General features: G+C 77.4%; 3 protein-coding genes. All 3 read left to right on the top strand.

The window, feature by feature from the left end:
- Positions 1-150: 150 nt before the first annotated feature.
- The 3 genes from ACFQSB_RS30330 to ACFQSB_RS30320 are packed head-to-tail and all read left to right on the top strand — an operon-like array spanning position 151 to position 18,736.
- Positions 151-5,583 carry an SDR family NAD(P)-dependent oxidoreductase gene (locus ACFQSB_RS30330; RefSeq protein ID WP_380830267.1) on the top strand — a complete coding sequence of 1,811 codons (5,433 nt, stop codon included), beginning with the start codon at positions 151-153 and terminating at the stop codon, positions 5,581-5,583.
- Entirely contained in the window at positions 5,580-14,834 is a 9,255-nt protein-coding gene (locus ACFQSB_RS30325) for a type I polyketide synthase (RefSeq protein ID WP_380830266.1), read from the top strand. The genes ACFQSB_RS30330 and ACFQSB_RS30325 overlap by 4 nt, the downstream gene beginning before the upstream one ends.
- Complete coding sequence (locus ACFQSB_RS30320; RefSeq protein WP_380830264.1) at positions 14,831-18,736, top strand: SDR family oxidoreductase; 3,906 nt, start codon at positions 14,831-14,833, stop codon at positions 18,734-18,736. The genes ACFQSB_RS30325 and ACFQSB_RS30320 overlap by 4 nt, the downstream gene beginning before the upstream one ends.
- Positions 18,737-18,741: the final 5 nt, after the last annotated feature.

Raw genomic sequence — 18,741 nt, 5'->3', positions numbered from 1 at the left:
GACAGCGTGCTGACAGCGGCGTGAAAGGGCCCTGAAAACGCCATGTAAATGAGGTGAAAGCGCGACTGTCTAGCCTCGGTCTCAGCGTTCTGGAAGGCGTCGCCCGGTATAGGACGCGGCACGGCGAAATGCTCGACGAAAGGACAGCAGGTGTCTGATCCCGGAGAAGTCGAACGGTGGATCGTCGGCCGGCTGGCCGACCTCACCGGCCGCGCCGCCGACGACATCGACCCCACGGACACCTTCGCCGCCCATGGGCTCGCCTCGGTCGAACTCGTCGGCCTGCTCGCCGAACTCGAGGACCGGCTCGGCGCCCCGGTCGACCCGGCGGTGGCCTACCGCTGGCCCACCCCCGCGGCGCTGGCCACGGGCCTCGCGGACGCCGGCCCCGCCCCGGCCCGCGACGGTCCGCACGCCGCGCACGGCGGCGTGCCCCACGGCGGTGTCCCGCGTGACGGCGGGCCGCGCGACCCGGTCGTGATCGTCGGTGTGGCCTGCCGGTTCCCCGGCGGCGCCGACACCCCGGAGGCGTACTGGGACAACCTGGTCAAGGGCGTCCACGCGGTCACCGAGATCCCGGCGTCGCGCTGGCAGGAGCCGCCGGCCTTCGACCACGAACGGCCCACCTCCAGCCGCTACTCCTACACCCGCGAGGCGGCGTTCCTGAGCGACGTCGCCGGATTCGACGCCGCGCTGTTCGGCCTCTCACCGCAGGAGGCGCTGCGCACGGACCCGCAGCACCGGCTGCTGCTGGAACTGGTGTGGGAGGCGCTGGAGAACGCGGGCCTGCGGCCGGACGGCATCGCCGGCGACCGTACCGGTGTCTTCGCGGGCCTCATGGACTCCGGCCAGTACACCCGCCTGCAGCGGGACCTGCACGGCGACGGCCTGCTCACCGACCCGACCTTCGGGCTCGGCGCGGCGCCCAGCGTCGCCGCCGGGCGCATCGCGCACCGCCTGGACCTGCGCGGCCCCGCCTTCACGATCGACACGGCCTGCTCCTCGGCGCTGGCCGCGCTGCACCTCGGCGGGCAGAGCCTGCGCCGCGGCGAGACCGACCTGGTGATCGTCACGGCGGCCTCGCTCATCCTGCACCCGGAGGTCTTCGTGCAGGGATGCGCGATGTCGATGCTGGCCCGGGACGGCCGCTGCAAGACCTTCGACGCCGCCGCCGACGGCTTCGCCATGGGCGAGGGCGGCGGGGCGGTGATCCTGGAGCGGATGTCCGACGCGGTACGCCACGGGCACCGTATCCGCGCCGTTCTGCTCGGCTCCGCCGTCAACCAGGACGGCCGCAGCAACGGGCTGACCGCGCCCAACATGGCCTCGCAGACCGCCGTCATCCGTGACGCCCTGGCCGACGCCGGCGTCGCCCCGTGGGACGTGGCGTTCGTGGAGGCCCACGGCTCCGGCACCGCGCTCGGCGACGAGATCGAGCTGTCCGCCCTGCGGGAGGTCTTCGGCGCGGCCCGCACCGCGCCGCTGTGGGTCGGCGCCGTCAAGACCCAGGTCGGTCACCTGCTCGCGGCCGCGGGCATGGCCGGTCTGATCAAGACGGTGCTCGCTCTGGAGCACGGCGAGCTGCCGCCGAACCTGCACCTGGAGACCCCCAACGGCGCCGTCGAGCCGGACGGTCCGGTCCGGCCCGTGCCGGGGCGCCTGGAGCTGCCGGCGCCCGCCGCGGCGGTCGCCGGGGTCAGCTCCTTCGGCTGGTCCGGCACCAACGCCCACTGCCTGCTGCAGGCACCCCCACCCGCGGCCACCGCGCCGGTCGCACTCACCGCGTCCGCCGCGTCCGCCGCGTCCGCCGCGTCCGCCGCGTCCGCCGCGTCCGCCGCGTCCGCTGGGTCGGCTGGGTCGGCTGGGTCGGCTGGGTCGGCTGGGTCGGCTGCGTCCGCCGGGTCGGCCGGGTTCGCCGGGTTCTCCGGGTCTGTCACGTCGGCCGTGCCTGCCGGGCACCGGGCGGTGCCACAGGACGTGGCGGACCCGGCCCCGATCACGATTCCGGCCTCGGACGCGGTCCCGGCCTCGGACGCGGTCCCGGCCTCGGACGCGGTCCCGGCCTCGGACGCGGTCCCGGCCTCGGACGCGGTCCCGGCCTCGGACGCGGTCCCGGTCTTGGGCGCGAGCCTGCTGTTGCTGTCGGCGGCGAGCCCTGAGGCGCTGCGGGAGCAGGCGGCGGGGCTGGCCCGGCACCTGGCCGAGGGGCCCGCACCGGACCTGGCCGACGTGGCCCGCACGCTCGACGAGGGACGCGCCCGCCTGCCGGCGCGCCGCGCGCTGGTGGCGGCCGGCGTCGCCGACGCGGTGGCGCAGCTGTCGGCCACGCCCTTCGTCCCGGCGCACGTGCTGCGCCACGGGGGCCACCGCCCCCGCGTGGCGTACCTGCTGCCCGGCGTCGGCGACCACCACCAGGGCATGGGCCGGGAGCTCTACGCGACCGAGCCCGCCTTCGCCGACGTCGTGGACCGCTGCCTGGACGTGCTCGCCCGCGACCACGGGATGGACCTCGCCCCGCTGCTGTTCACCGGCCCCGCGGCGGACCGGCCGGACGCCTTCGCCGCTCTCGCGGGGGCTCCGCCGGACGGTGACGCCTTCGCCTCTCTGGCGGCCGCGCGGCGGGGGACCGCGGGCGGCGACCCGCTCGCCCGCGCCGGCCTCTCGCACCCGTACGTGTTCACCGTCGAGATGGCCCTGGCCGCCCTGCTCGGCAGCCGCGGCATCCGGCCGGCCGCGCTGCTCGGCTACAGCCTCGGCGAGTACGCCGCCGCCTGCCTGGCCGGGGTGTTCACCCTGGAGGACGCGCTGGCCGTGGTGGTGCGGCGGGCCGAACTCATCGAGACGGTCCCGCGTGGCGCCATGCTGGCCGTCGCCGCGGCGCCGGACGACCTCGCCGACGATCTCGGCGACGTCCTCGCCGCCGGATCGATCGCCGTCGCCGCCCTGAACGGGCCTGCCATGACCGTGCTGTCCGGCACCGCCGACGCGGTCACCGACGCCGCCCGGCGGCTGGCCGGCCGCGGTGTCGCCTCCGTGCGCATGCGCAGCGACCACGCCTTCCACGCCCCGCTCCTGGACCCGGTGCGGGACGACCTCGCGGCGCTGATCGCGGGCGTCGCCCGTTCGGCGCCCTCCGTGCCCATCGTCTCCAACACCACCGGCACCTGGCTGACCGGCGAGGAGGCGACCAGCCCGCGCTACTGGGCCGACCACCTGTGCCGGCCCGTGCGCTACGCGCAGGGCGCGGCCGAGCTGCGGCGGCACGCCGACGTCCTGGTCGAGGTCGGCCCCGGAACCACCCTCGGCACGCTGCTGCGCCAGAACGGCCTCGCCGGGCCGGACGGCGTCGTCGTCGCCACCATGCGCTCGCCCGAGGAGCGCCGCACCCGGCCCGGCCCCGACGCCGGCGAGCGGGGGACCGTGCTGCGCGCCCTCGGTGACCTGTGGGAACGCGGCGCGGGCGAGCCCGGCCACGGCGGCGCCGGCCGGATCGTGAGCCTGCCGACCTACCCGTTCCAGCGCTCGCGCTACTGGCCCGAACCGGACCCGGAGGCCGCCTCCGCGCCCATGCACGCCGCGCCGCAGGGCCTGCTCACCTACGTCCCGCAGTGGACGCGCGACAGCGTCCGCCCGGCTCCGGCCCCGGACACCGCGCCGGCGCCCGGGGAACGGCACCTGGTCCTGGCCGATCCGGACGGGGTCGGCGCCCACCTGGCCGCGCGGCTGCGTGCCGAGGGCGGCACAGTGCTGGAGGCGCGTCCCGGCGACGGTTACCAGCGGCAGGGCGACCGGTGCGTGATCGACCCCGCCGACGCCGGCCACTACCGCCGGCTCGTCGCGGAACTCGGTGACGGCCCCGGCCCGGTGACCGTGGTCCACCTGTGGAGCCTGAACACCGGCGCGCTGCTCGGCGACGCGGCGCGGGACCCGGACGCCACGCTCGACGGCGCGCTGCGTCACGGTTTCGACAGCCTGTTGCTGCTCACCCAGGCGCTGGGCGGCCAGGTGCCCGGGGCCGGCCTGCGCCTGCTGACCGTGTCGGCGGGCTGCGCCGAGGTGGTCGGCGGGGAGGCGTCCGCGCCCGAGCGGGCCGCGGTGCACGGGTTCGGCCGCTCGCTCCCTCACGAGTACCCGGGGGCGCGCTGGTCGGGACTGGATCTCGACGCCCGCGACGGCGCGGCCGAGCGCGCCCGTCAGGTCCGCGAGGAGCTGGGGCGGCTGCGCCTGGACGACCAGCCCACCGGCCCCGGCGCGCTGGTCGCCTGGCGGCGGGGACACCGGTGGACCCGGTCCTGGCGGCCGGATACCACCGGCCACCGCCCGCCCATCGGCCGCGGCGCCCCCGCGTGGCGGCCGGACGGGGTCTACCTCATCACCGGCGGCACCCGCGGCCTCGGCCTGGCCCTGGCGCGGGAACTCGCCCGCACCGGCGTACGCCGGCTGGCGTTGCTGGGCCGCGGCCCGCTCCCCGCGCTCGCCGACCGACCCGGCCTGCCCGAGGCGGGCGACGAGCGGCTCGCGCGGACCGCGCGCGGGGTCGCGGAGGTGACCGCGCTCGGGGCCGAGGTGCTGCTGCTCGCCGCGGACGCCGGTGACCCGGCGCAACTGCGCCGGGCGGTGGGCGAGGCGCGGCGGCACTTCGGCGCGCTGCACGGGATAGTGCACGCCGCCGGTGTCCCCGGCGGCGGTCTCATCCAGCACAAGACCCCGGCGCAGGCGCGGGCCGTGCTCGCGCCCAAGGTCGCCGCCCTCGGCCCCTTGCTGGAGCTGGCCGGTCCGGGCGCCCCGCCGGGAGAGCGGCTGGAACTGCTGCTGTGCTACTCCTCGGTCGCCGCCGAGGTCGGCGGCCCGGGCGAGAGCGACTACGGCGCGGCCAACGCCGTGCTGGACGCGTTCGCCGCCGCGGCCGACCAGCCCACCGGTACCCGTGTCTGCTCGGTGTCGTGGGGACCGTGGCGGCACGACGCCTGGCAGTCGGCGGCGCTGGCCCACTCGCCGGCGCTGGCGCGGGCCGTACGCGACTACCGCGATCGCCATGGCATCGGCGTGGCCGAGGGCAGCGCCCGCGCGGCGGGCCTCGCCGCCGAGGGACGGTCCACCGTCATGGTCGTCGGCGAGCCGCTGGACCTGCTCGCCCGGCGCTGGGCAGAGCTGCGCACCCCGGCCGAGACGCCCTCCGGCGGCGAGGCGGACGGGGGTGGGAGGACCGCCGGGGCCGGCCGCTATTCGCGGCCCGTGCTCCGCCAGGCCTACGTCGCGCCGCGCACCCCGCTGGAGCGGCAGGTGGCGCGGGTGTGGAGCGCGTTCCTCGGCATCGGCGAGATCGGCGTGCACGACCCGTTCTTCGACCTCGGGGGCAACTCCCTGGTCGGCATGAGCATCGTGCGCGCGCTGGAGGAGCAACTGCGGGTGAGCGTGCCACCGGCCGCGCTGTTCGAGCATCCCACGGTCGCGGAGCTCGCCACCCGGATCGGCGGAGAGCCGGCCGGCGCGCGGCCCCTCGCGGCGAGTGAACGCGGGCGGCGCCGCCGGCAGGCGCGCACGGGCAACGGCGGCGAGCGAAGGCGAGGAGGGTCGGCGTGACTGACCAGACGACCACGGAGTTGTCGGACACCGACATCGCGATCGTCGGCATGGCGGGCCGGTTCCCCGGCGCGGCCGGCACCCGCGAACTGTGGGCCCTGCTCCTCGACGGCAGGACGGGCATCACGCGGTTCACCGACGACGAACTGCGCCGCGCCGGGGTGCCCGAGCACCTGCTGGCCGACCCGGCGTACGTGAAGGCCGGCGCGGTGCTGGACGACGTCGACCTGTTCGACCCGGCGTTCTTCGGGCTGTCGGGGAAGGAGGCGCAGCTGCTCGACCCGCAGCAGCGGCTGTTCCTCGAGTGTTCCTGGAGGGCGTTGGAGGACGCCGGTTGCGATCCGTCCGGCTTCGGCGGCCTGATCGGCATCTTCGGCGGCGCCGCGTGGAGCACCTACCTCACCAACAACCTGCTGCCCAACAAGCCCCTGGTCGCCTCCACCGGCGAGCTCGCGATCGGCCTGGGCAACGAGAAGGACTCGCTCACCACCCGGGTGTCGCACATCCTCGGCCTGGCCGGGCCCTCCCTGGGCGTCCAGAGCTACTGCTCGACCTCGCTGGTCGCCGTCGCCACCGCCGCCACCAGCCTGGCGGGCGGCGAGTGCGACCTCGCCCTGGCGGGCGGCGTCTCGGTGCAGGTGCCGCACCGGGTCGGCTACCTCTACCAGGAAGGCGGGATGACCTCGCCGGACGGCGGCTGCGCCGCGTTCGACGAGTCGGCGCTTGGCACCCCGGTGGGCAGCGGCGTCGCGGTGGTGGCACTGCGCCGGCTGGGGGACGCGCTGCGCGACGGTGACCGGGTGTACGCGGTGATCCGTGGCTGGGCGGTCAACAACGACGCCGGGCGCAAGGTCGGCTTCACCGCTCCGGGCGTCGGCGGTCAGGCCGCCGTGGTCGCCGAGGCGCTGGCCAGCTCCGGCCTCGCCCCCGGCGACATCGACTACCTCGAGGCGCACGGCACCGGCACGGCGCTCGGCGACGCGGCCGAACTCGCCGCCCTGCAGAAGGTGTTCGACGGGCAGACCTGCCTCATCGGCTCGGTGAAGACGAACCTCGGCCACCTCGACCGCGCAGCCGGGGCCACCGGGCTGATCAAGGCCGCGCTCAGCCTGCACCACGGGCAACTGCCCGCCACCCTCAACTTCCGCACGCCCAACCGCCAGCTGCGCCTGGGCGGCGCCACCCTGGACGTGGTCACCGAGCGCCGCGACTGGGCCCGGGGCGAGCGCCCGCGGCGGGCCGGGGTGAGCGCGTTCGGCATCGGCGGCACCAACGCGCACGTGGTGCTGGAGGAGGCGCCGTACGCGGCCCGGGAGACCACCGGCGGCACGGGCGTCGAGCTGCTGGTCTGGTCGGGCCGCACCGCGTCGGCCGCCGACCGCCTCACGGCGGGGCTGGCCCGGCGGCTGGCCGGCGACACCTCCGGCGGTCTCCTCGCGGACGTCGCGTACACGCTGCGACGCGGTCGCACCGCGTTCGAGCACCGCAGGTTCCTCGTGGCCGCCGACGCGGCCGAGGCCGCGGTGGCCCTGGGGGCGGGATCGGGCGTGGCCGCACGCCCGGAGCCGCGCACCGACCGGGCGGTACGGCTGCTGGTCCCGGACCGGTGCACCGGCCTCGGCTGGGCCGAGGAGTTGCACGCCGCCGAACCGCGGTTCCGCGACGCGGTCGAGGAGTGCCTGGCGCGGGCGGCCGAGGTGACCGGCGCCCCGATCCCGAGCCTGGCCGCGAGCCCGCCGCAGGTCGCCGCGTTCGCCGCCGCGTACGGGCTGGGGCGGTGGCTGCGGGCTCACGGGGTCGGCGCCGCCGCCGTGCTCGGCCACCGGACGGGCGCGGCCGTCGCCGCCTGCCTGGCCGGCGCGCTGCCGCTGCGGGAGGCGCTGGCGGTCGCGATGACGGCCGCCGGCCCGACCGGCCCGGCGGAACTGGCCGCCTGGCTGCGGCGGCACGTCACCTTCAGCGCGCCCTCGATCGCGGTGTGGTCCAACCTCACCGGCGAGCCGCTCGACGCGGCCGCCGCCCAGGACCCCGGGACGTGGGCGCGGCTGCTGACCGCCGCCGACTTCGCGGCGGCGGACGCGCTGTCGCGCGACGAGGACGCGGTGCTGCTCGAACTCGGCGCCGACGGCCTGCTGTCGAGCACAGTAGGGCGTCCTTCGACGCGAGGCCCATCGCGTCCCGCCGGCCTGACGCTGTTCCTCGACCGCGACGCCGCCACCGCGCGGCACGCCGCGTACGCCCTGATCGGACGGCTCTGGCTCGCGGGCGTGCCGGTGGACTGGACACGGTTCCAGCAGGACCGCCCGCTGCGGAAGGTCGATGTGCCCGGCCACCCGTTCGACCGCGCGCGCTACTGGATCGACCCGCCCTCCGTGGTCCCGCCTCCCGTGGTACCGCCCGTCGGGGCCGGAGTCACCGAGGCGGGAGTCATCGCGGCCTCCGAGGCGGGAGGCGCCGCGGTCTCCGGGGCGGGGGGCACCGCGGTCTCCGGAGCGGACGCGACGCCCACCGGGGCCGATGTCGCCCCGAACTCCGGCGGGTCCGGCGAGGTGTTCCTCACCGCGCCGGTATGGGAGCCCGTGCCGGGGCCCGCGCCCGCGCCGTGGCCCTCCACGCCGCACGTTCTGCTCCTGGCCGGCGACGCCCCGACCGGACGGGGCCTGCGCGGCCGCCTCGCGGAGCTCGGCGTCCCCTGCACCGTGGTGCGCCCAGGGGCGGGGCTCCGGCTCGCCGGCGACGGCTGCGCCATCGACCCGGACCGCCCGGACCACTACGCCGACCTGGTGCGCTGGGCCGGGGGACAGGCGGGGGACCGGCCCGTGCTGGCCATGCACCTGTGGGCGCTCGACGCGCGCGACCCGGCGCGGAGCGCGGTCCTGGGCTTCGCGAGCGTCGCCGCGCTGGCACGCGCGCTCGGCGAGTCGGCCCTGGACGGACCACAGATGCTGGCCGTCACCCGCGGCGGGTGCGCGGCGGCGCCCGGCGACGTCCCCGTGCCCGAGCAGGCCGCGGTCGCCCCGGTGTGCCTCGTCGCGCGCCAGGAGTACCCGGGGCTGCTCTGCCGCGCCGTGGACCTCGGCGCGGCGGAGGCGGACGCCGCCGGCGTGGCGGACGCGCTGCTGGAGGAGGCCCGCCGGCCCGCGCACGACGTCGCCGTCGCCATCCGCGGCGGCGTCCGCCTCGCCGCCCGGCACGTCCCCGTCCCCGCGCCCGCGGCGCCGCGCTCGGCGATCCGGGCGGGCGGCACCTATCTCATCACCGGCGGGCTCGGGGACGTCGGCCCGCTCGTCGCGGCGCACCTGGCCGAGCGCGGCGCGGCGCGCGTCGTGCTCACCAGCAGGACCGGCCGGGCCGGGACGCCGCCCGCGCTGCGCCGCCTGGCCGCCGCCGGCGCCGAGGTGGAGATCGCGGTCGCCGACGTCACCGACGCGGCCCGCATGCGCGAGCTGGTCGCCGACCTCGCCCGGCGGCACGGCCGCGGCGACGGCGTCGTGCACGCGGCCGGCGAGACCGGGGCGGACGGCTTCGTCGCGCTGCGCGACCTGGGCGCGGCCCTCACGGCGCGGCACTTCGCGCCGAAGCTCGGCGGGGCGCGGGTTCTGCGCGGGGTGCTGGAGGAGCTGCCCGCGACCGAGGCTCCCGACTTCTGCCTGCTGTTCTCGTCGGTCGCCGCGGTGCTCGGCGGCATCGGCTTCGCCGCGTACGCGGCCGCCAACGCCGCGCTGACGGCGCTGGCAGAGGCGGCCGACGCCGGGCAGGGCCCGACGCGCTGGCTCGCCGTGCAGTGGGACACCTGGGCCCTGACCGCGCGCCGCCTGGCCGGCGGGCCGGGCGCGGCGTTCGCCGCCTACGCGATGACGCCGGACCAGAGCACGGCCGCCCTCGACGGCGCGCTCGCGTCGGCGTGCCCGGCGATGACGGCGACCGCCGCGGACCCGGCGCGGCGAATCGCGGGCCGGCTGCCCGAGCCGGCCGCCGCCCCGGCGCCCGAGGTGCAGCGGTTCCCGCGCCCGGACCTGGCCCAGCCGTTCGTGCCGCCCGCGCCGGGCGCCGAACGCCGGCTCGCCGCCATCTGGGCCGAGCAGCTCGGCCTGCGGGAGGTCGGCGCGCAGGACAACTTCTTCGACCTGGGCGGCACCTCACTGCTGGGACTGCAGTTGCTGACGACCGTGGCCCGGGAGTTCGGCACGCGGCTGCCGGCCGTGGCGCTGTTCGAGGCCCCCACCGTGCGGAGCCTGGCCATGCTGCTGCAGCCGCCGCCCGTCACACCCCCCGTCACGCCGGTCGCGACCGCTCTCGCCGGGCACGGCCCGGAGCCGGCGGCGGACACCGCGCCCGTCGCGGTGCCGCCGCCCGGCGCGGCGACCGCGCCCGCGCCCGCCAAGCCGGTCGCAGCGGTCCCCGCGCCCGCCAAGCCGGTCGCAGCGGTCGCGGCCGCCGCGTCGGGGACGGAGGCGACCGTACGCGACCAGCGCATCGCCATCGTCGGCATGTCCGGACGGTTCCCCGGCGCCGCGAACGTCGCCGAGCTCTGGCGGAACCTGCTCGACGGCACCGAGTCCATCAGTTTCTTCAGTCCGGAGGAGCTCGCCGAGGCGGGCGTCGACCCCGAACTGTCCGCGCGGCCCGACTACGTGCCGGCCCGGCCCGTGCTGGACGGCATCGCCGACTTCGACGCCGGGTTCTTCGGCTTCAGCCCCCGCGCGGCCGCGCTGACCGACCCGCAGCAGCGCGTCTTCCTGGAGGTGTGCTGGGAGGCCCTGGAGCACGCGGGCTACGGCGCGCCCGGCGGACGCGGCCGGGTCGGGGTGTTCGGCGGCACCAACATCAGCACCTACTTCCTGCACTCCCAGCAGTACGACCTGCTCGCGGCGGGGGAGGTCAACGACTACGAAGTCGTGATGGGCAACGACAAGGACGCCCTCACCACCACCGTGTCCTACACCTTCGACCTCACCGGGCCGAGCGTCGCGGTGCAGACGTTCTGCTCGACCTCGCTGGTGGCGGCGCATCTGGCCTGCCGCAGCCTGCGGGCGGGGGAGTGCGAGCTGGCCCTGGCCGGCGGCGTGTCGATCCGGGTGCCGAACCGGGTCGGGCACCTCTACCAGGAGGGCGGCATGGCCTCGCCCGACGGGCACGTACGCGCCTTCGACGCCCGGGCGCGCGGCAGCATGTTCGGCGACGGCGCCGCGGTGGTGGTACTCAAGCCGCTGGCCGACGCGCTGCGCGACGGCGACACCGTGTGGGCCGTCATCCGCGGCTCGGCGATGAACAACGACGGCGCGATGAAGGTCGGCTACACCGCGCCCAGCGTCGCCGGGCAGGCCACGGTGATCCGCGAGGCGCTGGCCGACGCGGGCGTGCGCCCGGGGGAGGTCGGCTACGTCGAGGCGCACGGCACCGGCACGCCGCTCGGCGACCCGATCGAGGTCGCGGCGCTGACCCGGGCCTTCGGCCCGGACGTGGAGCACGGCTCCTGCGCGCTCGGGTCGGTGAAGACCAACGTCGGGCATCTCGACCGGGCCGCGGGCGTCACCGGGCTGATCAAGGCGGCGCTGGCGGTGCGGACCGGGGTGCTGCCCCGGCAGTTGCACTTCACCGAGCCCAACCCGGAGATCGACTTCGCGGGCAGCCCGTTCTACGTCCAGACCGAGCTGACGCCCTTCCCCGGCGGCCCGGACCGTCCGCGCCTGGCCGGGGTCAACTCGCTGGGCATGGGCGGCACCAACGTCCACATGGTGGTCGAGCAGCCGCCGGCCGCCGGCCCGGCCGAGCACGCCGGACACGCGCGCCGCTACCACGCGCTGCTGCTGTCCGCGCGGGGCGACGAGGCCGCCGAGCAGGCGTGCCGGCGCCTCGGCGAGCGGCTGCTGGCCGAGGACGCGCCGGAGCTCGCGGACGCGGCCTTCACCCTGCAGACCGGACGCGCCGTGTTCGGCCACCGCCGGGCCCTGGTCACCGGGTCGCTGCAGGAGGCGGGCGCGTCGCTGGCCGGCCTGCCGGGCGCTCCGGGGCCGATGGCCCGCACCGACGCCACGCGCGAGCGCCGGGCCGCGTTCGTGTTCGCGGGCGTCGGCGAGCAGTACCCGGGCATGGTCACCGAGCTCTACCGGCGCGAACCGGTCTTCCGCGCGGCGCTCGGCGAGTGCGCCGAGGTGATACGGGAGTGCGATCCCCGTATCGACACGGTCGGGCTGCTGACCGGCGCGCGGGCGGGCGGGCCCGACCTCGCCGCGCTGCTGGGCCGCGGCGCGGACGCCGGCTCCGGTGACGAGCGGGCCGCGGCGCTGCGACGCACCGACGTCGCGCAGCCGCTGGTGTTCGCCGCCGAGTACGCCATCGCCCGCACGCTGATGGCCTGGGGCGTCCAGCCGGAGCTCATGATCGGCTACAGCCTCGGCGAGTACGTGGCGGCCTGCCTGGCGGGTGTGCTCTCGCTGCGGGACGCGCTGCGCCTGGTGACCCACCGGGCGGCGCTGATCTCGGCCATGCCCGCCGGGGCGATGCTCGCGGTGCCGCTGTCGCCGGCCCGGCTGCGCGGCCTGGCCGGCCCGCTGGAGCCGGCCGGGCTGGACGTGGCCGTGGTCAACGGCCCCGACAGCCTCGTCGTGGCGGGCGCCGTGACCGCCGTGCGGGATCTGGCCGCGCGGCTGACCGAGCAGGGAGTGGCCAGTCGTGAGCTGGACACCACCCACGCGTTCCACTCCCGGCGGCTCGCGCCGCTGCGCGCGGAGCTGACCGGCTGGATCGCGGAGAACGTGACCCTGCGCCCGCCGGTGATCCCCTACCTGTCCAACGTGACCGGCGGGCCCGCGGACGCCGACCTGGTACGCGACCCGGCGTACTGGGCCCGCCACATGTGCGAGACGGTGCGCTTCGACGACGCCATCCGCGCCGTCGTCGACCGGGCCGATCTGGCCGTCGTGGAGATCGGCCCAGGCTGGTCGCTCGGCGCGATGATCCGCTCCTCCGGCTGCCCCCGCGAGCGGTGGCCGCTCATCGTCTCCACCCTGCCCGCCGCCCACGACCCGCGCCCCGACGACCTGACCCTGACCGACGCCCTCGCCCGGCTGTGGCTGACCGGCGTGGACGTCGACTGGCAGGCCATGCACGGACCGACCGGCGACGCCCCCGCCCGGCGCCGGGTGCCGCTGCCCACCTATCCGTTCCAGCGCCGGCGGTACTGGCTCGACGGCGCCTCCGGCGGCCGTCCGCGAGCGGCCGGGGCGGCCGAGCCCGCCCAGGAAGGCGGCGGCTCGCTGGCCGAGGCGGGCAGGCTGCCCCGGCTGGACGAGCGGGACTGGCTGTACGCGCCGGCGTGGCGGCAGGTGCCCTCGGCCGGCGCCGCCGGCCCGGCCGCCGGCTCGTGGCTGGTCTTCACCTGCGAGGGGAGCGCCGCCGAGCTCACCGCGGCGGTGCGGGACGCGGTGGCCGCGTCCGGCGGCGACACGGTCATGGTGCACGCCGGGCCGGCGTACGCCGAGGACGGCGAGAGGTTCCGCGTCCGGCCCGGCTCGCTGGAGGACACCGTACGGCTGCTGCGTGAGCTGCGTGCGCGCGGGTTCCAGCCGGACCGGGTACTGCACCTGTGGACGCTGGCCGACCGGCCGGACGAGCGGGAGCACGTCCGGCTCGGGTTCGAGACGCTGACCGCGCTGGCCCGCGCCGCGGGTGAGGTCGGCTGGGGCGACTGGGCGCTGGACGTGGTGACCCGGGCCACCCAGCAGGTGCTGCCCGGCGAGGAGCTGCGGCCGGCCCGGGCCACGGTCACCGGCCCGGTGCGGGTGATCCCGCTGGAGTACCCGCGGGTGCGCACCCGCCTGATCGACGTGACCGACGCCGCCGACCCGTGCGTCCTCGGCGCGCTGCTGGCCGGTGACGGCGAGCAGGTGGTGGCGGTGCGCCACGGCCTGCGCTGGGCCTGCGACCACGTCCGGCTACCCGACCTGGCCGGAGGCGGCGACCCGCTGCGCGACGAAGGCGTCTACCTGATCACCGGCGGCCTCGGCGGCATCGGCCTGGCGATGGCGCGGGAGCTGGCGCGGGAGCGCCGGGCGCGGCTGGTGCTGTTCGGCCGCACCGGCCTGCCCCCGCGCTCCCGCTGGGACGCGATCGTCGCGGGCGCGGAAGGCGCGGAAGGCGCGGAAGGCGCGGAAGGCGCGGAAGGCGCGGACGGCGAGGCCGACGAGCGGACCCGGCGGCGGGTGACCGCGGTGCGCGAGCTGCTCGACGCCGGCGCCGAGGTCGAGGTCGTCGCCGGGGACGTGAGCAACCCGTCCGACGTGGAGAAGGCGGTCGGCCGGGCGTTCGAGCGGTTCGGCGCGCTGCACGGCGTCTTCCATGCCGCGGGCGTGCCCGGCATCGGCCTGATGCAGCTGAAGGACCCGGCCGACTTCGGCCGGGCGCTGGCGCCGAAGGTCGCCGGCACCGAGGCCCTGGCCGCGGCCCTGCGCACCGGGGAGAGCGACGAGATCGCGCTCGACTTCCTGGTCCTGTTCTCCTCGATCACCTCGGTCACCGGCGGCGGCCCCGGCCAGGTCGACTACTGCGCCGCCAACGCCTACCTCGACGCCTTCGCGCGAGCCCGCGCGGCCACCGGCCGGCGCACGGTCGCCGTCGGCTGGGGCGAGTGGCGCTGGAACGCCTGGTCGGCCGGCCTCGACGGCTACGACCCGGCGCTGCGCGAGTTCTTCACCCGGCACCGGGACCGCTTCGGCATCGGCTTCGACGAGGGCTGGCGGGCACTGCGCCGGAGCCTTTCGGCCGGCCTGCCGCACGTCATCGTCTCCACCCAGGACTTCGGCTCGATCGTGCGGCTGAGCACCGCCTTCGACGTGGACACCGTGCGGCCGGGCGGCGAGGACTCCGGCGCCCGCTACCCGCGGCCGGAGCTGGCCACCGCGTACGCCGCGCCGCAGACCGCGACCGAGCGGATCGTCGCCGGGGCCTGGGGCGAGGTGCTGCGGCTGGACCGGGTCGGCGTCGCCGACAACTTCTTCGAGCTCGGCGGCAACTCGCTGATCGGCGTGGACCTGATCGGCCGGCTGCGGGTGGCCCTGGACCTCGCCGAGCTGCCGCCGCACGTGCTCTACGAGGCGCCCACGGTCGAGGCGCTCGCCCGGCTCGCCGACACCCTGCGGGACGGCGCCGGCGGCGACCGGCCTGGCGCGGACGGGCGGCGGCAGGACCGGGCCGACCAGCGGCGCGTGGCTCTGCGGAACGGCGCCCCCCAGCGAAGGAGGAAGCGATGAACCAGCCCGACGACACCGGGACCGGTGCGGCGGTGGCCGTCATCGGGATGGCCGGACGGTTCCCGGGAGCCGCCGACGTCGACGACCTATGGGACGCGCTGCTGGCCGGCCGGCCCGGGCTGCGCCGGGCCACCGACGAGGAGCTGCGCGCGGCCGGGGCCGGCGACGACGAGCTCGCCGACCCGCGGTATGTGCGGGTGACCGGGCCCGTCGACGACGTGGCGCTGTTCGACGCCCCCTTCTTCGGCCTGACCCCGGGCGAGGCCGAGGCCACCGACCCGCAGTACCGGCTGTTCCTCGAATGCTGCTGGGAGGCGCTGGAGGCGGCCGGCTACCGGCCCGACCGGATGCCCGGCTCCACCGGCGTCTTCGGCGGCTGCGGCTTCAGCCACTACCTGCAGCGGAACCTGCTCACCCGCCCCGACCTCACCGGCTCGCTGGGCAAGCTGCAGTTCGCCGCGGGCAACGACCGCGACGCGCTGACCACGATGGTGTCCTACAAGCTCGGCCTGCGCGGCCCCAGCCTCGGCGTGCAGAGCTTCTGCTCCACCTCGCTGTCGGCGGTCCACCTGGCCGTGCAGAGCCTGCTGACCTACGAGAGCGACGTCGCGCTGGCCGGCGGCGCTTCGATCGACCTGCCCCAGCCGGCGGGCTACCGGTACGAGGAGGGCGGGATCGTCTCCCCGGACGGGACGGTGCGCAGCTTCGACGCCGCCGCCAACGGCACGGTCGTGGCCAACGCGGTGGGCGTGGTGGCGCTCAAGCGGTTCGACGACGCCCTGCGCGACGGCGACCAGATCCACGCCGTGGTCCTCGCCTCGGCGATGAACAACGACGGCCGCGGCAAGGCCGGCTACTCCGCCCCGGGCACCGCGGGCCAGGCCGCGGTCATCGAGGACGCGATCCGGCTGTCCGGAGTGGACCCGGCCGACATCGGCTACATCGAGTGCCACGCCACCGGCACCATGCTCGGCGACTCGGTCGAGCTGTCGGCGATGCGCCAGGCGTTCGCCGCGATCGAGCGGGAGCACCCGCCGGCGGGCCCGCGCCCGGTGACCGTTCTCGGCTCGCTCAAACCGACCCACGGGCACATGGACCGCGCCTCCGGCGTGGCCGGGCTCATCCGCGCCTGCCTCGCCCTGCGCCACGGCGTGCTCCCTGGCACGCCGCACTACCGCACGCCCAACGCGGCGCTGGCCGAGGCGGGCGGCCGGTTCTCCGTGCTGACCGAGCAGCGGCCCTGGCCCGGCGAGGAGGGTTCCCGCCACGCCGGGGTGAGCTCGTTCGGCCTCGGCGGCACCAACGTGCACGTGGTGCTGCGCGAGCCTCCGCGACCTGCTCCGCGGCCCGCCGCGTCCGGGCCGTACCTGCTGGCCTGGTCCGCGCGCGACCAGGACGCGGTGGCCGAGGTCGCGCGACGGCTGCGCGCGCACCTGTCCGCCCGCCCCGGCCTGGACCTCGGCGACGTGGCCTCCACGCTGCAGCGGTCGCGGACCGGATTCGCGGTTCGCGCGCACGTCGTGTGCGCCGACCGCGAGGACGCGCTGGCCGCGCTCGCCGACCCGGCGCGCTGGTCCACCGGGACCGCCGAGCGGCGCGATCCGCCGGTCCGCCTGGACCTGCCCGACGCCGGCCCGGCCCGCGCGCGGGCTTGGAAGGAGCTGGCCGGCGCGGTTCCCGGACTGGCGGACGATGGCGGCCCGGCGGCCCTGGTCCGCCTGCTGGCCGCGGCGGGCCTGCGGATCGCCGAGCTCACCGGCCCGGACCACCGGCGCGACGAGCTCGCCGACCTGCCGCTCGCCGAGCCGGGCGCGCCGGGCGGTCCGGCACTGAGCCTGACGCCGCCCGACCAGGGCGCGGCCGCCTGGCTGCTGCGCCGGGTCGGCGACCTGTGGCTGTCCGGAGTGGACTGGGATTGGGCGGTGCTCTCCGACGGGCACCGGCGCCGGGTGGCCCTGCCCACCTACCCTTTCCGCCGGCGGCGCTACTGGATCGAGCCGGGGCCCGCGGCCGGGACCGCGGCCGCCACGGGCGAGCCCGACCTGTCCCGCCGCGACGAGGTCGCCGACTGGTTCTACCAGCCGGTCTGGCGCGCGCGGCCGCTGTTCGCCGAGCCGTCCGCGCGGCGGCTGCGCGAACTCGGGCCCTGGCTGGTCCAGGGGGACGGCCCGTTCGGTGAGGCGGTCGCCGCCCGGCTGCGCGCGGCAGGGGCGCAGGTGTGGGCGGTACGGCCCGGCGGGGCGTTCGGCGGATCCGCCGCCGACGGCTTCACCCTGCGCGTCGACGACCACGGCGACCACGAACGCCTCGCCGAGGCGCTCGGCGCACCGCCCCGCACCGTGCTGTGGGGCCCCGGGCCCGGCCTGCCGGTCCCGGACGGCGCCGGCGCGCACGAACGGGCCGCGGCCTTCGACCAGGCCCAGCGGCACGGCTTCCACGGCGCCCGCGCGCTGGCCGCGGCGCTGCTGCGCCGGCCCGCCGCCGAGCCGCCGCGGATGCTGCTGCTCAGCCGCCTCGCGCAACACGTCGTCGGCGACGACCTGCGCCGCCCCGAGGACGCCACCCTGGGCGGCCTCGCGCTGGTGCTCAACCAGGAGCACACCGGCATCCGCTGCCGCCACGTGGACCTGGACGTGCCCTGGGACCGGCCGCCGTCCGGCCAGGCGGTGAGCGACCTGCTCGCCGAGGCATGCGAGGGCGACGACCCGCAGGTCGCCCACCGCGACGGCGGCCGCTGGGTGGCCGGCTACGAGCGGTTGCCGGTGCCGCCCGTCACCCGCGACGCCGCCCGGCCCGGGCTGCCCGACGGCGCGGTCGTGCTCATCACCGGCGGCCTGGGCGAGGTCGGGTTCGCGATCGCCGAGCACCTGGCCCGCACCGTCCGCGCCCGGCTGGTCTTGACCGCGGCCTCCGCGCTTCCGCCGCGCGAGGAATGGCAGGCCTGGCTCGGACGCCCGGACCTCGCCGAACGGGTGCGCCGCGGCCTGCGCAACGTGCTCGCGCTGGAGCGGGCGGGCGCCGAGGTGCTCGCGCTGACCGCCGACGCCGCCGACCCGGCGCGCATGCGCGAGGTCGTCGCCGCGGCCGAGGAGCGGTTCGGGCGGCTGGACGCGGTGGTGCACGGCGCGGGCGTGTCGCACCAGGACCACTTCGGCACCGCCGTCGCGATGACGGCGCGGCAGGCCGAGGCGCACTTCCGGCCGAAGGTGCACGGCTTCCTGGCGCTGCAGGAGGCGCTCGGCGACCGGGCGCCGCACCGGCTGACGCTGTCGTCGCTGGCGGCGGTCCTGGGCGGACTGGGCTTCGCCGCCTACGCCGGCGCCAACGCCGCACTCGACGCGTACGCCCTGGCGGCGCGGCGGGCCGGGGCGGGCCGCTGGCTGTCGGTGGACTGGGAGGCGTGGCGCACCCGTGCCGAGGCGCACCTCGCGCCGGGCACGACCATCGCCGCGTACGCGATGACCGTCCCCGAGGGCGTGGAGGTCTTCGACCGGGCCTGGTCGCTGATCCCGAAGCTCGGGCGGCTGGTCACCTCCAGCGGCCCGCTCGCGGCCCGGCAGGCCCAGTGGACGGCCTCGGCGCCCGCCGCGCCGGCGCCCGAGGAGGCCGGCGCCCCGCGCCATCCCCGCCCCGATCTGACCACCCCGTTCGTGCCGCCGGCGACGACGCTGCAGCGGCGCCTGGCGCGGGTGTGGAGTGAGGTGCTCGGCGTCGAGCGCATCGGCCTGGACGACGTGTTCTTCGAACTGGGCGGCCACTCCCTGCTGGCCACCCAGCTGACCGGCCAGGTGCAGCGGGAGCTCGGCGTCCCGGTGTCGGTGATGACCGTGCTGCACCACCCCACCCTGCGGCGGTACGCCGCCGAACTGGCCCCCGTGGCCGGTGAGCAGACCACCACCTGAGAGGA

The organism is Sphaerisporangium rhizosphaerae, from assembly GCF_042665155.1.
In the GTDB taxonomy this organism is placed as follows: domain Bacteria; phylum Actinomycetota; class Actinomycetes; order Streptosporangiales; family Streptosporangiaceae; genus Sphaerisporangium; species Sphaerisporangium rhizosphaerae.
Note: the sequence above shows the minus strand (reverse complement) of the source record. Positions and strands in the feature narration are given on the sequence as shown.

Coding starts and splice junctions, on each gene's coding strand:
- ACFQSB_RS30320 (WP_380830264.1), top strand. CDS start 14,831: ATGAACCAGCCCGACGACACCGGGACCGGTGCGGCGGTGGCCGTCATC.